General features: G+C 64.9%; 11 protein-coding genes. All 11 read left to right on the plus strand.

The window, feature by feature from the left end:
• Nucleotides 1–8: 8 nt before the first annotated feature.
• Nucleotides 9–1,508 carry a hypothetical protein gene (locus BMW72_RS03180; RefSeq protein WP_092107191.1) on the plus strand — a complete coding sequence of 500 codons (1,500 nt, stop codon included), beginning with the start codon at nt 9–11 and terminating at the stop codon, nt 1,506–1,508.
• Nucleotides 1,501–2,328, plus strand: coding sequence for a prepilin peptidase (locus BMW72_RS03185; RefSeq protein ID WP_092107193.1), 828 nt, complete (start codon nt 1,501–1,503; stop codon nt 2,326–2,328). The genes BMW72_RS03180 and BMW72_RS03185 overlap by 8 nt, the downstream gene beginning before the upstream one ends.
• Nucleotides 2,329–2,410: 82 nt before the next feature.
• Nucleotides 2,411–4,105 carry a type IV pilus assembly protein PilM gene (gene pilM / locus BMW72_RS03190; protein ID WP_092107195.1) on the plus strand — a complete coding sequence of 565 codons (1,695 nt, stop codon included), beginning with the start codon at nt 2,411–2,413 and terminating at the stop codon, nt 4,103–4,105.
• 3 nt (nt 4,106–4,108) lie between these two features.
• On the plus strand, nt 4,109–4,717 hold the full coding sequence (locus BMW72_RS03195) for a hypothetical protein (RefSeq protein WP_092107197.1): 609 nt from the start codon (nt 4,109–4,111) through the stop codon (nt 4,715–4,717).
• Between the two features lie 153 nt (nt 4,718–4,870).
• Nucleotides 4,871–6,538, plus strand: a complete 1,668-nt coding sequence (locus tag BMW72_RS03200) for a GspE/PulE family protein (protein WP_092107199.1) — start codon at nt 4,871–4,873, stop codon at nt 6,536–6,538.
• Between the two features lie 231 nt (nt 6,539–6,769).
• Nucleotides 6,770–8,227: a type IV pilus twitching motility protein PilT gene (locus BMW72_RS03205; RefSeq protein WP_277871550.1), complete on the plus strand. Its 1,458-nt coding sequence runs from the start codon at nt 6,770–6,772 to the stop codon at nt 8,225–8,227.
• Entirely contained in the window at nt 8,227–9,456 is a 1,230-nt protein-coding gene (locus BMW72_RS03210; RefSeq protein ID WP_092107201.1) for a type II secretion system F family protein, read from the plus strand. The genes BMW72_RS03205 and BMW72_RS03210 overlap by 1 nt, the downstream gene beginning before the upstream one ends.
• A gap of 279 nt (nt 9,457–9,735) precedes the next feature.
• On the plus strand, nt 9,736–10,185 hold the full coding sequence (locus BMW72_RS19475) for a type II secretion system protein (protein WP_092107203.1): 450 nt from the start codon (nt 9,736–9,738) through the stop codon (nt 10,183–10,185).
• A gap of 164 nt (nt 10,186–10,349) precedes the next feature.
• Complete coding sequence (locus BMW72_RS03220; protein WP_134450381.1) at nt 10,350–11,750, plus strand: type II secretion system protein; 1,401 nt, start codon at nt 10,350–10,352, stop codon at nt 11,748–11,750.
• On the plus strand, nt 11,747–12,421 hold the full coding sequence (locus tag BMW72_RS03225; RefSeq protein WP_166787740.1) for a PilW family protein: 675 nt from the start codon (nt 11,747–11,749) through the stop codon (nt 12,419–12,421). Before BMW72_RS03220 ends, BMW72_RS03225 begins: the two co-directional genes overlap by 4 nt.
• Nucleotides 12,418–14,223, plus strand: a complete 1,806-nt coding sequence (locus tag BMW72_RS03230; protein WP_241983935.1) for a hypothetical protein — start codon at nt 12,418–12,420, stop codon at nt 14,221–14,223. The genes BMW72_RS03225 and BMW72_RS03230 overlap by 4 nt, the downstream gene beginning before the upstream one ends.
• Nucleotides 14,224–14,252 lie beyond the last annotated feature (29 nt).

Genomic DNA, 14,252 nt, shown 5'->3' on the forward strand with positions numbered 1-14,252 from the left:
ATTACCGCTTGCCCGAATCTGAGCGAGGGAGCAGCCTGCTCGCGGTGGTCGGAATTATGGCCGTCTTCGGAATCATCTCCGTCACCATCGTCGGCTCTACCATGTCGGCGATCGGCGTCAGCGGTGCAACCCAGGCTGGCGTGCAGGCACAGGCCGCTGCCGAGGCCGGTATCGATGCAGCCGCTGCCGAACTGTCGACAGGTCCCTGCACGAGGGCACACATTCAGTCAGAGGGCGTTCCGAATTACTCGGTGACCCTGTCCTATCAGGGGGGCTCGTCCGATTGGAAGGAGGGCTGCGCACCGGCAGATGCTTCGCTTATTCGCGTCGTCTCCACCGGCACGGCCCAAAACGCTGCACGTGCGGGCAGCGCGTCTGACAATACGCGTACGGTTGAAGCCATCTACTCCGGGAAGACCTCGAGATCCGCCAAGACCGGTGGCATTGCCATCTACGCCCATCTAGGCTTCTCCGTCATCGAGTCTGTGACGATTCACGCCAAAGATTCCACAATTTACGTTCATGAGGGAAACGCAAGTTGCATCAGCTCGGGCGCGAACAATGTGGACATCATCGTCAAGGCGGGCGACGTAACTCTCGGAGAATCCTGCGGCATATTCGGCGACGTGTGGGCTTCCGGCGCAGTCAAAGTCGAAGGTTCGTCAATCATTCACGAGAGCTTGATTGCTGCGAAACTAAACACACTGTCCACGGCGCAGGTGATCGGCAATGTTTGGGTTTCAGGAAAAGCAACCATTGGACTTGGCACGAAGATCGGGGGCACTCTCACGGCTGGTTCTGTAGCAGGCCTTCTTGGTTCGATTCTCAGCGTCCTAACGGCGTCGGGAAGCCAGCCTCCTCCTGTATCCAACGTCGCGGATCCTGGGTGGTTCGAACTCAACTACAAGTACAGCAACAACCCGAACAAGATCAGGGTACAAAGTCCGAAAGATCAGGCGCACTGGAAATCCTTTGAGAGCGTGTATCGAATTGAAGGTGTGTGCGGCTTGCCGGAATTGCAGGCGGCCGCCGACAGCCTCGCCGGCCGTCCGGGTATCATCGAATGCGCGGCCGGAGTTGACGTGGCAAGCGCTGGCGTACTCACGCTAGGCAGCGACATCGCGGTTATCGCCGAGAGTTTCAAATTTCGTGAGAGCGCGCAGATCAATTCCGCTGCGAAACATAAACTCTGGTTGGTCACTCCGGACGGATCACCCAACAACAAGCCGACCTGCAACGCGAAGGACGGTCCTTTCGTAGTCAGCCAGTCCTTCAAGGTGAACCCCAATGTTGATGTGATGGTCTATTCGCCCTGCGCCGTAGACATCTCCACGTCAACTCAGTGGCGTGGCCAGATCTGGGGCGGCACCGTGCACCTGGGCACATCCGGCGTCTACACCTACGCTGAAGTAGGGTTTCCGGGTGCGCCTTCGACCGGTGGTGCGGGAACCCCCTCGGGAACGGTTACCCTGGGCCCGCGAGACTCGATTCGGGATGTGAATGGCTAGCGTATTCGTCGTCATCGTGGGGTTCTTCGGCGCGCTCATCGGGTCGTTCCTCAACGTCGTGATCTACCGGGTGCCGGCCAAGAAGTCCATCGTGTCGCCGCCGAGCGCCTGCGGCAGCTGCGGAGCGCGCATCCGGCCGTGGGACAACATTCCGGTCGTGTCGTGGTTCATTCTGCGCGGCCGCTGCCGCGACTGCGGCGCGCACATCTCGGCGCGCTACCCGGCGGTCGAGCTCGGCACGGCGCTGTTCTTCGCGGCGGTGGCCTGGTGGGTCGCCGCAACCGTCACTCTGCCGCTCCAGACGCCCGACCTGCTCGCGCTGATCCTCCTGGCCGTCGCCTTCCTTTACCTCGCGAGCATCAGCGTGGCCCTCGCGCTGATCGACCTCGACACCCATACCCTGCCCAATGCCATCGTGCTGCCGGCCTATCTCGTGGGGGGAGCGTTGCTCGCCGCATCCGCTCTGCTGGCGGGCGAGCCGGGCCGCCTGCTTAGCGCGGCTATCGGCGGCGGCGGCCTGTTCGCGCTGTACCTCGCGCTGGCGCTCGTGCGGCCCGGCGGCATGGGCCTCGGCGATGTGAAACTGGCCGGTGTGCTCGGCCTCTACCTCGGCTGGCTCGGCTGGGGCGCACTCTTCGTCGGAGCATTCGGTGCGTTTCTGCTCGGCGGGGTGTTCGGCCTGCTGCTGATGGCCTCACGCAAGGCCGGCCGCAAGAGCAGCATTCCCTTCGGCCCGTGGATGCTGCTCGGCGCCTGGCTCGGCATCTTCGCCGGCGACCAGCTCGCCACCGGCTATCTCGCACTCTTCGGGTTGGCCTGAGCGGATGCCCGGCGCCACCCAGCACGCAGCACCCGTTTTCCAGACACCACGAACCCCTGAAACCCTGTAGGAGGCAGACGCAATGAGATCTCGCGTCGTCGGAATCGACATCGGCACCTCAACCGTTCGCGCCGTTGAACTGAGCGGGGCCGACACAGACACCCCCACCCTGCTGCACTATTTCGAAGAACCGTTGCCGGTGGGCGCCGTGTTCCGCGGCGAGGTCATCGACGTTGAGATCGTCGCGGCGGCGCTCAAACGCATGTGGGGTGCCGACAAATTCTCCAGCCGCGATGTGGTGGTCGGCATGGGAAACAGCCGGGTGGTCGCGCGCAATCTCAGCGTTCCCAGCATGTCGATGCGGCGTATTCGGGAATCTCTGCCGTTTCAGGTGCAGGACTTGCTGTCGTTTCCGGTGAACGACGCCCTGCTCGACTTCTACCCCATTTCGGAGACTGCCGGCGAGGGTGATAGCGGGCCGCAGATCAAGGGCCTGTTGATTGCCGCAGCCAAAGACGTGGTCGCGGCCAACCTCAAGGTGGCCAAGGCGGCCAAGCTGTCGGCGATCGCGGTGGATCTCATGCCGTTCGCCCTGAGCCGTGCCATCACCCACGGCACAAACACCGACCGCGTGATCGCGCAGATCGACGTGGGCTCGGGCAAGACCAGCGTCGTCATCACCGACGGTGGTATTCCGCAGTTCGTGCGGTTGCTGCCGGCCGGTGGCAACGACCTCACCAAGGCCCTCAAGACCCAGCTGGGCATCGATGAAGAGGCCGCCGAAAGTCTCAAACGCACCGTCGGCCTGACCCGCTCGCCCGAGCCAGACCAGGAGGAGGCTGCGTCGATCATTCGGGAGGTCACCTATGACCTGCTCGAGGGCCTGCGCAACACCCTGAGCTATTTCAGCAACAGCCGCCTGGATCTCACCGTGACGCAGATCGTGCTCACCGGCGGCGGTACCCACCTGCTCGGTTTCGATGCGGCGCTGAGTGAGCTGGCCAAGCTGCCCATTGTCTTCGCTGACCCCACCGGAATCGGCGTGGGGAGCGAACTCGACCCGGTGGCGCTGCGGGCCACCCAGAGCACCTTCCTGGTGGCCGTCGGTCTGGCGCTCGGCAGTCGGGTGGGTGTCAGCCTCGAGACGAAGATCGGTGGTGAACCCCGCGCCGACCTGATGCCGCCCGAGGTTGCGGCAGGTCGGCACGCCAAGGGTCTGCGGCGCCGCCTGGCCGTCGCAGTGGGCGTTGTGCTTGCAGCGGTGCTCGTGGGGATGTTGTTCGTCGCGAGTCTGGCCGGTACCGGTACCGCCGACCTAAAAATCGCCCAACATCGCACGGCCCTTCTGCACGGTGAAGAGAACCAATTCTACGAACTGAACAAAGCAGAAAATGACCTTGCCAAGTCGAATGCCGCCCACGAAATTGCGGTAGCCGAGCAGATCGATTGGCAAGAACAGCTCGGTGCGGTGACTGATGCCCTGCCGGCCGGGGTCACGATCGACTCGGTCACGGTGAGCACGGCCACAACGGACGCCGGTATTGAAACGGACGTGGTGGTTCCAACGGATGCGGTGGCGACGGTCGAAATGAACTTGACCAGTCCAACCCTTCCGAGTATTCCCGCGTGGCTGGATGCGATGAACGGGCTGGTCGGCTTCGTCGACGCCAGTCCGGGCGCCATGTCACGGTCGGAGACCGGTACCTACAGTGCCACCCTCACGCTGCACCTGAATGACGCCATCTATGTGAGCAATGCTGAAGAAAGCGAGAAATAGCCGATGACGCTCAACAAGGCCATCTCCTATGCTGCTGCCTTCGTGATCGCACTCGTCGTTCTTCTGGGTGGGGTGCTCGTCGTCGTGCCGCAGCTTGAAGCGCTACATGTCGCGCGCACTGCGGTAGACACCATTCAAACTTCCAACCTTGACACGCAGGCGCGCATCGACGACCTCGTGCTGAGGTCGAGCACTATCGGTGGTATCCGAGACGATCTGGCTGCGTTGCAGGCATCGATCCCCGCAAACGTGAACGCATCTGCATTCATCATGCAGCTCGCCACGAGCGCCACGCCGCTCGGTGTCACACTCGAAGAAATCTCGTTGGGCGATCCGCAACCCCCCGCCGTCCCAGTCGCTGCGACCACCACTGCCGATACCGCGCCGGCCACCGTGACCGCACCTTCGGCCCCTTTCCTCGTCATTCCCGTTTCTCTGTCGGTCGGCGGCAGCTATGACGGCGTTCTCGACTTCATCGACGCGCTGCGGCACGGCGAGCGCCTCGTCTCGGTCACCGCGTTCGACACCGCTTTCACCGGCGAAGCGGATGCCGTTACGGGAACGATCACCGCCCAAATCTACGTGCTGCCCACGGACGCCGCCACCGACTAGGGTCGAAGACCCCCAGATCGCGGGACTACCCCGCGCTGACGAGCGCCGCTAGCGTAGCGCCACACGCACAACTGGACGGCACCGAACCACCCATTCGGAGCGCCCCGTCTCACTGTTGTGCACCCACAATCCCTACCCGAGGGAGCCTTCAGCGTGACCACCCTGACCGAAATTCTCATTCTGCACGGCGAATTGCCCATTGAAGAACTCGATTCACTGCGCGCCGGCAACCCCGCCGACGACCGAGCCGTGCGCGCCCTGGTGGATCAGGGCATCATCTCGGAGGTGCAGTTTGCGCGCGCGCGCGCCGAGCAGCTCGGCCTGCCCTTCGTTCAGCTGATCGACTTTGCGGTGGAACGGGCAGCGGTGACCCTCGTCACCGCTGCCCTGTGCTCCCGCCACGACGTGCTGCCGCTGAGTGTCAGCGACGGCCACCTCACCCTCGCCATGGTCGATCCCGGCAATGTGTTCGCCCTCGACGACGTGCGCGAGGCGGCGCACTTGCCGGTGCGGCCGGTTGTGGTCGAGCGGGCTGACCTGCGCGCCGCCATCATCCGCTATTACCGGGTCGACGACGAACTGACCGACCTGTCGACGTCGCTCGAGCAGGAACAAGCGCCGGTGACGCCCGTCGAGTTCGGTGCCGCCGATTCGCTTGATGAGGCGCCCATTGTGCGCTTCGTCAATGTGATCGTGAGCCAGGCCATTGCCGATCGGGCCTCCGATATTCACATCGAGCCTGGCGAGCACCACGTGGATGTGCGCTATCGCATCGACGGGGTGCTGCACGAAATGCACAGCGCCCCCAAGAGCACCCAGAACGGTGTGATCTCTCGGCTGAAGATCATGGCCGACATCGATATCGCCGAGCGGCGCAAACCGCAGGATGGCCGCATGTCCGTCACCCATGACGGGCGCAAAATCGACCTGCGGGTGGCGACGCTGCCCACGGTGTGGGGCGAGAAGATCGTCATGCGCATTCTCGACAACTCAACGACCAGTCTGAGCCTGGGCGACCTCAACCTGCTGGAAACCAATCAGGCGGCCTACGAGAAGTCCTATAGCAAGCCCTACGGAATGATTCTTGTGACCGGACCGACCGGATCGGGAAAATCTACCACCCTGTACACGACCGTGAACACTATTGCGCGGCCGCAGATCAACGTGATCACGGTCGAAGACCCGGTGGAATACCGCATGCCGGGCATCAACCAGATTCAGGTGAATATCAAGGCCGGCCTCACTTTTGCCAGCGCCCTGCGCGCCATTCTGCGCTGCGATCCCGACGTGGTTCTGGTCGGTGAGATTCGCGACCGCGAGACCGCCCAGATCGCCATTGAAGCGTCACTGACCGGCCACCTCGTGCTGTCGACCCTGCACACCAACGATGCCCCGAGCGCGATCACCCGGCTGACCGAGATGGGAATCGAACCCTTTCTGGTGGGCAGTGCCCTCGACTGTGTCGTGGCCCAGCGGCTGGCCAGAAGGCTCTGCGATCGGTGCAAGAAGCCGGCCGAACACGACGCCGCTTATCTGGCGAGTGTCAACTTCGTTCTCGAACGCACGCTGCCGGTTGCGACACTGTTTCAGGCAAACGGATGCCAGCACTGTTCGAACACGGGCTACCGCGGTCGCATCGCCATTCATGAGGTCATGATCGTCTCGGAAGAGATTGAGCGGCTCGCCGTGGCGCGCGCGTCGAGCGCTGAAATCGGCCGGGTCGCCCGCACCGAGGGCATGATCTCCCTGCGCCAGGACGGCTGGCAGAAAGTGCAGCTCGGCCTGACCACGATCGAAGAAATTCTGCGCGTCGTGGCCTGACAACACCCGCACGCACCCCCAGATTGCGGGACTACCGCCGAGGGAGCCGCGTCCCTAGCGTTACGCCTTACGCAGACCTTCGCGAGCAAGACTTACCCTCTGGCTTTACTCTCGCAACGGTCTGCACCGGCCGGTCGTCGTCCCTCGACGACCGGCCGCGCACCACCCGCACGGCCGTACCTGTTTTGCGGCAATACGTACCCGACGCTTGCTTTCGAAAAGGATTCGCTCATGGACGACCCGAAAACGTCAGCCCTGTTCACCAGCACCCCCTGGCCTGCGGGCCTGACCGACTTCACTCCGGTCTCTGCCAGTGCCACCGTCAACGCCACGCACGAGGGCGAAGTGCACGTGCTCCCGTCGAAGCGCCGGCGCACTCGAATGGCGCTCCGCAGCATTCCCGAGGATCGCAGACCGTTCGGCGGCCCGACGATGCCCGGCCTGCCCGCGCTGCCCGACGTGCTCGGTGAACCCGACGCCGACCTGATCGAGGCGCTCAACGAGGTCGTGCTGGGACAGGCTTCCGACCTGCACGTTGCCGTCGGCGCCCCGCCGACCATTCGTCGTGACGGTGAGCTGGGTGCCGTGGGCATTTCGCCGGCCTGGTCGAGCGAGAAGATGAGCCTGGCCATCCGCAGCATCCTCACCCGCGCTCAACAGCAGATCTTCGATCGTGACCACGAACTCGACTTCGCGTACACGCTGCGCGCTGCCAACCCGAACGACACTGCCACCAGCCGGTTTCGAGTGAATGTACACCAGCAGCGCGGCGCGCTCGGCGCGGTTTTTCGGCTCATCCCGAGTGAGCTCAAAGACCTCAAAGCGCTCGGCATTCCCGAGTCCGTGGCGGCGTTCTCCGCCCTGCCCCGCGGCCTCGTGCTCGTGGCCGGCCCCACCGGCTCTGGAAAGTCCACCACCCTGGCCGCCCTCGTCGACCTCGTGAACAGCACCCGCTCCGATCACATCGTCACCGTGGAAGACCCGATCGAATTTCTGCACGCGCACAAGAAGTCGCTGGTAACCCAACGCGAGGTGGGGCACGATACGGCGAGTTTCGCATCCGCTCTGAAACACGTACTGCGGCAGGACCCCGATGTGATTCTCATCGGAGAGCTGCGTGACCTCGAGACCATTCAGGTGGCGCTGACCGCCGCCGAGACGGGGCACCTCGTGTTCGCGACGCTGCACACGCAGAGCGCGGCGCAGACCATCGACCGCATCATCGACGTGTTTCCGCCACACCAGCAGAACCAGGTGCGGGCGCAGCTCGCCCAGACTCTGCAGGGCGTGGTCTGCCAGACCCTGGTGAAGTGGGCCAACGGCTCCGGCCGGGTGGCTGCAACGGAGGTACTCGTGACCACGCCGGCCATTGCGAACCTTATTCGCGAGGGCAATACGCACCAGATCGAGTCGATGATGCAGACCGGGCGCGAACGCGGCATGCACACCATGGACCAGCATCTCGCCGAACTCGTGAACACCGGGCAGATCACTCGCAAGGCCGCGCTCGCGAAAGCGCACGATGCCGACGGGCTCGATCTGCTCGTGCATCGCACCGACCCGGTCGCCGGCGGCGGCGGGTTCGTCTTCGCCGGCGCGAGTGCCGGGTACAGCGCCCCCGCCAGCGCCGGTTATGACACCGGCCGCGAGGCCGACTACAACGCCGGGTTCGCCCGGGCAGTGATCTGATGCCGGCGCCCGTCGCCTTCAGCTACACCGGCCGCGACACCACCGGCAAGAACGTGAAGGGCCGCATCGACGGGGTCACCCCGGGGCAGGTGGCGACGCGACTGAACGCGCAGGGCATCGCGCCCGTCTCGATCGCGCCGGCCGCGCCGGCCACCGGCCTGGCGCGGTCCGTCTCGCTGCCGGGCTTCTCCCGCGGCGTTCGCCTGAAAGACCTCGCCATTCTGAGCCGACAGTTCGCCACCATGATCTCGGCCGGACTGTCGCTGCTGCGGGCCCTCCGCATTCTCACGGAGCAGACCGAGAGCAAACCGCTCGCGGCGGTGCTCGCTCTTGTGCGGGACGACGTCGAAGCCGGGCAGTCGATCTCGGAGGCGCTCGCGAAGCATCCGCTCGCCTTCCCGCCGATCATGGTGAACATGGTGCGGGCCGGCGAGACCGGTGGTTTTCTCGACCGGGCGCTGAACTCGATCGCCGAGAACTTCGAGAAGGAGGTCAAGCTGCGCGGCACCATCAAGTCGGCCATGACCTACCCGGTGATCGTGCTCGCCATGTCACTCGCGGCCGTGATGATCATGCTGATCTTCATCGTGCCCATCTTTCAGGACATGTTCGCCGGTCTGGGCGGGGCCCTGCCGCTGCCCACGCAACTGCTCGTGACGATGTCGCAGAGCATGATCTATGTGGTGCCGATCGGTCTCGTGGTGGGCGTCGCGTTTGCCCTGTGGTGGCGCAAGAACAAGCACACGGACCGGGTGCGGCAAACGCTCGACCCCCTGCGGCTGAAACTGCCGGTGTTCGGACCGCTGCAGAAGAAAATCTCTGTGGCCAGGTTCAGCCGCAACTTCGCCAACATGCTCGGCGCCGGCGTGCCCATTCTGCAGGCGCTCAAGATCGTGGGGGAGACCAGCGGCAACTGGGCCATCGAACACGCCCTCACCGAGGTGGCCGAGGGCGTGCGTCGCGGTCAGTCGGTCTCCGAGCCGCTGCAGGAGCATTCGATCTTTCCCGCCATGGTCACCCAGATGATCGCGGTCGGCGAAGACGCGGGCACGCTGCAGCTGATGCTCGACAAGATCGCCGACTTCTACGACCAGGAGGTGCACGCGGCTACCGAACAGCTCACCGCCATGATCGAGCCCCTGTTGATCGCGTTTCTCGGTGTCGTCATCGGCGGCATGGTTATTGCCCTGTACCTGCCCATCTTCAGCATTGCGAGCATGATCAAGTAGGCGGTGACTGCCTTCTGACCCCCGCTCCGGCGGGGGCGTTTGGCGTGCCCGCAGCCGGTTTGATCTGCCCCGTTCGGGTGGCGTTCGTTATGGGGGTGGGTAATACCCAAATCACCCGCAAATGTGGGTCGTGCTCGAGAAATTCTCGCCCCTAATCTGAAGCTCCGATCGCACCCTCGATCGGAAGAATCACCCAGCACCACTTTACAGCTCACAGCATCACGAGTCCTTACCCGGCTCGCTTTCGCACCACCCACTCCAACCCGAATGGATACCCCCATGCTCACTCGCCTGCTCGCTTCCCTCAACCTGCGCCGCGCACGCTTCACCGAGAACCAGAGAGGGTTCACGTTGATCGAGCTGCTCGTCGTCGTGATCATCATCGGAATCCTCGCGGCCATCGCCATCCCGGTCTACCTGGGAGTGCAGAACAACGCCAAGGACGCGAGCGTCAAGAGCGACCTCGCCAACGCCAAGACCGCCATCATCGCGCTGCAGACCGAGACCGGTGCTATGCCGGCCACCGCCCTGTTCACGGCGATGCCGACCATCGCGAGCTACGGCTATACCAAGGGCCCGAACACGACCACGATCACCTACAAGAACCTCTCTACGTCGACCTTCTGCATCGGCGCCACGAGCTCGACTTCGGTCAAGTACTACGTGACCCAGTCCCTCGGCATCACCAACAACACCACCACCCCTGCGCCCACCGGCTGCACCTTCTAAGCCACGCGAGCGGATGCGCCGGCCCGGCCGCCGCATCCGCTGGCCGCAGCGCTCATTGCTCTGCACAGCTTCACTTCTCATATCGGCGTGAGCCGGGGTGGGCCTTCGGGTCGCCCCGGCCGCGCGGTCTCACCCTCATCCCAAACCTCGCGAAGGAGGCTCACGTGAAAGCTCTGCTCCGTCACCTGGGCCGCCGCCTCGCCCGAAAAGCCAGCGGCAACAACAGCAACGACGCCGGTATCAGTCTCATTGAAGTCCTTGTGGCCATGATGATTTTCGCGATCATCGCCGTCGGCGTTGGCTACGGCATCGTCATCTCGCTCTACCTCAGCAACGACGCCCGGTCGCGCGAAGCCGCCACCAACCTCGCAGCGCAGGAGATCGATCTGGCCCGATCGGCGGGCGACGTGTTCAGCGTGCTCGACCGCACCACCACCGTCGTGCAGAACGGCACGACCTTCAGCGTGCACCGCTCCACCGACTGGGAAACCACCACCGGTGCCGACGGCAACTGCGGATCCGGCGGCGGCCAGCTGCGCTACCGCCGCGTCAACGTCTCCGTCACCTGGGACAGCATGCGCGCAACGACCCCGGTCGTTCGCGCCGACAGCGCCCTCGCCCCTGGCAGCCGCATCAACGATCCCGGCCTCGGCACCATCCTCGTCTCGGTGCTGACCGCTTCCGGCAGCGGCGCCGCCGGTGTGGCCATCTCCGCCGTGCCTGGCGTCGTGCCCAATGCTGCTGCAACCTTGACCGAGACCCCAACGGCAACGGATGCGCAGGGTTGCAGCTATCTGCTCAAGGTCAAACCCGGCACGTACGACGTGAGCGCGTCCCGACCGAACTTCGTCGACAAGAACCAGGCGAGCTCGTCGACGATGACCGTCGGCGTTGCGGCCGGGGGAGCAGCATCCGTTGCCTTCGCCTATGACCTGGCCGGCACGATTACGGCCAGCTACGGCACGAACGTGACCTCGGGAACCACCCTGCTCCCGAACGACCTGCACACAACCTGGCGCAGCACCTATGCCGCCTATACGCCCCTGAATGCTAATACCGCCACCACTCAAGCGGTTCGGCTGCATCCATTCGCGTCAGGCTATCAGGTGTTCGCGGGCAGCTACGTGGCACCCACGCCCACCACGAACGGCTGCGTCGCGGTCGATCCGGCGGCCTGGACGACGCCGGCCCCCGACGGCGCGATCGGCACGGCGGCGGCCCAGGTCGCCACGCTGCCCGGTGGCGGCGCGAGCGTGGACGTACCGCTCGGCGTGCTGACCGTGTCCGGCCTGGCCGGGCAGTACCTGCTGGCCGTCTCACAGCCGGCCGGAGTTGCGGCCGGAGACCCCGGCTGCGCTCTCGAGACCACCTTCAGCTTCGGGCCGCTGCCCGCCGGCCCCTCGGCCCAACTCGGCCTCCCGTTCGGTTCATTCGCACTGTTCTCTGGTGCCTCCAGCGCCACGACAATCGCACCGGTCCCGGCGGCGAACCTGGTCCTACTCACTCGCGGCAGCATTGCCGGGTCCGTCGTTACGCTGGACCCGCGCCTGGTCGTGGCCCCGTGACGCGCTGGCAGCTGCTGCGGGCAGGCAACCGGGAGAGCGGGCTCTCCCTCGTTGAACTGCTCGTCTCGATGGTGCTGCTCGGCGTGCTTCTGACCATGATCTCCGGACTGTACATCTCTGCGACCCGGTCGCTCGATCAGGCCAAGTCGCTCGGCAGTAATACCCGACAGGTGTCCAACGGTATGAACGAGGTGGCTCGGGTCATCCGCGCGGCCACGGCGAACCCCGTGGCGGGGCATCCGCTCTCCGACCCGGCCGTCGAGGAGGCGACCGCGGAAGCGCTCACCCTGTACGCCTACGTCAACCTCGGCATGTCGGCGCAGCGGCCGGTGAAAATTCAGCTGGCGGTCGACGCCGACCGGCGCCTAATCGAGACCCGCTGGGCGTCGATCGCGCTCGCCGGCGGATTCTTCTCCTTCGAAACGTCGCCCCAGTCGTCGCGCATCGTCGCCGAGAGCGTCGCGCCGGGCGGCACCGCACTGTTTCGCTACCTGGACAGCGCGGGGGTGCCCGTGGCCAGCGCCGGTGCCTTCACAGCCACCGAGCTGCGCAGCATCGCCGCCATTTCGGTGAATCTCACCGTGCAGGCCAGCCCGACAGATGCGCGCAGCGCGGTCACCCTGCAGAATACGGTCGGTATGCCCAACGTGGCTCTGGCGGCCCGGCCATGAGCGCCCGGTCGAACGCGCGCGGCTCCGCCTTCGTGCGCGCAGCTCGCGCGCGCCTCGGGCGCGGGCCGAATGAACCGGACGCCGCTTCCGAACGCGGCGCGGCGCTCGTCGTCGTGATCGGCCTCGGGCTGCTGCTGCTCACGCTCGTCGCCACCGCTATGACGTTCTCGGTCAGCGGCAGCCTCAAGGCCACGAGTGATCAAAACTGGAACGGCGCAATGGCCGCCGCCTATGCCGGGGTCGCCGACTACGAAAGCCGCCTCGCCAACGACAACACCTACTTTCATTATGGCAACTCGGCCGCCGCCTTCAGCGTCGGAAGCGCTCTGACGCCTCCCTCTGTGCCCAATCCCGCGTTCGACGTGGGAGCCGCGGGCGGCTGGGGCAGCGTCGCCGGCAGCGGCGGCACGGCCAGCTACCGATACGAGGTCGACAACTCCGTCTATTCCGCCTCGGGCGTTCTGCGCATCCGCTCCACCGGCCGGGTGGGCACCTCCACCCGTAGCATCGTTGCCAACCTGCGCCAGGACGGGTTCATTGACTACCTCTATTTCACGATCTATGAGATCCAGGATCCGGAACAGAGCGGCCTGACCGCCTGCGCCGACACCTATGCCTGGGCGGGCCGCTCAGTACCGTGTAGCGATATCGCCTTCGGCGGCGGCGACGTCATCAACGGTCCGGCGCACTCCAATGACACCATCCGCATCTGTGATGCCACGTTCAACGGGCTGATCACCACCGGAAGCCCGGGGCCGACCGGGTCGAATTACCTCAAACAGAATTCGAACGGCGCCGCCTGCTCCGGTCAAGTATTCAACGGCGGCCAGCCGACGACCAGCCCGGTCATCGCGATGCCGGCTACCAACATGCAGCTCAAGCAGGAAACCCGGACCGACGCCGGTATCGACGCTCCGGGTTGCCTCTACACCGGCCCGACCAGCATCGTACTGAATAGCTCGGGCACCATGACCATCCGTTCGCCCTGGACCAAGAAGACCCGCATCGTCGGGGACCCGGCGACGTCGGGCAGCACGCCGGCGGCCTGCGGCCTACCGGGAAATGCCAATGGCCAGCTCGGCTCTACGGCCGGCGCCACCGTCCCGGTGTTGAACGCGAACCTGCTCTTCGTCCAGAGCGTTCCGGGCGTCGTGACTGATCCGAACTATACGAGCAGCACCGACTGGCCGAGCGGCCAAAGCGCGGCCACCTGCTCCGTCGGCAACGGAATCGGCTTTCCCGTGACGCATGAAACCGCGCCAAGCGCCCGGTCCTATGACTGCCGCAGGGGTGATGCCTTCGTCAAGGGAACCCTGGACGGCACGATGACCATCGCCACCGACAACTTTCTCTACGTCACCGGCGACATCATTTATTCGGATGCATCCACCGACGTGCTCGGGCTGGTCGCGCAGAATGCCATCTGGGTTTGGAACCCGTACTGCGACAGTACGCATGGGGTGATTTGCCCGGGGGTTGGCCGCGGTGCAGGCGGCGCCATCCTGCCTGACAATCGGCGCATCGACGCGGCCATGCTCTCGCTCGACCACACCATTCAGGTGCAGAACTACGACCGCGGCGGCGCGCAGGGAACGCTCACCATCAACGGTTCCCTCGCACAGAAGTACCGCGGGATCGTGCGCTCCGGCAGCAACGGTTACACCAAGAACTACACTTACGATCCGCGCTTTCGCTACATTGCGCCGCCCAAATTCCTCTCGCCGGTGTCGGCCCGCTACAGCGTGAACCTGCTGGTTGAAGTGAGTTCGGCGTTCACCGCGCGGGGTGCGACGGTTCCGTAATGACCGGCCGCGCCCAGCATCCACTCGTC

It is taken from the genome of Cryobacterium luteum, assembly GCF_900110125.1.
Taxonomy (GTDB): domain Bacteria; phylum Actinomycetota; class Actinomycetes; order Actinomycetales; family Microbacteriaceae; genus Cryobacterium; species Cryobacterium luteum.

What these genes read in the sequence shown, in the direction of transcription:
- BMW72_RS19475 (WP_092107203.1), top strand. Translation starts at nt 9,736, where the DNA reads ATGCTCACTCGCCTGCTCGCTTCCCTCAACCTGCGCCGCGCACGCTTC.
- BMW72_RS03205 (WP_277871550.1), top strand. Translation starts at nt 6,770, where the DNA reads ATGGACGACCCGAAAACGTCAGCCCTGTTCACCAGCACCCCCTGGCCT.
- pilM (WP_092107195.1), top strand. Translation starts at nt 2,411, where the DNA reads ATGAGATCTCGCGTCGTCGGAATCGACATCGGCACCTCAACCGTTCGC.
- BMW72_RS03230 (WP_241983935.1), top strand. Translation starts at nt 12,418, where the DNA reads ATGAGCGCCCGGTCGAACGCGCGCGGCTCCGCCTTCGTGCGCGCAGCT.
- BMW72_RS03185 (WP_092107193.1), top strand. Translation starts at nt 1,501, where the DNA reads ATGGCTAGCGTATTCGTCGTCATCGTGGGGTTCTTCGGCGCGCTCATC.
- BMW72_RS03195 (WP_092107197.1), top strand. Translation starts at nt 4,109, where the DNA reads ATGACGCTCAACAAGGCCATCTCCTATGCTGCTGCCTTCGTGATCGCA.
- BMW72_RS03210 (WP_092107201.1), top strand. Translation starts at nt 8,227, where the DNA reads ATGCCGGCGCCCGTCGCCTTCAGCTACACCGGCCGCGACACCACCGGC.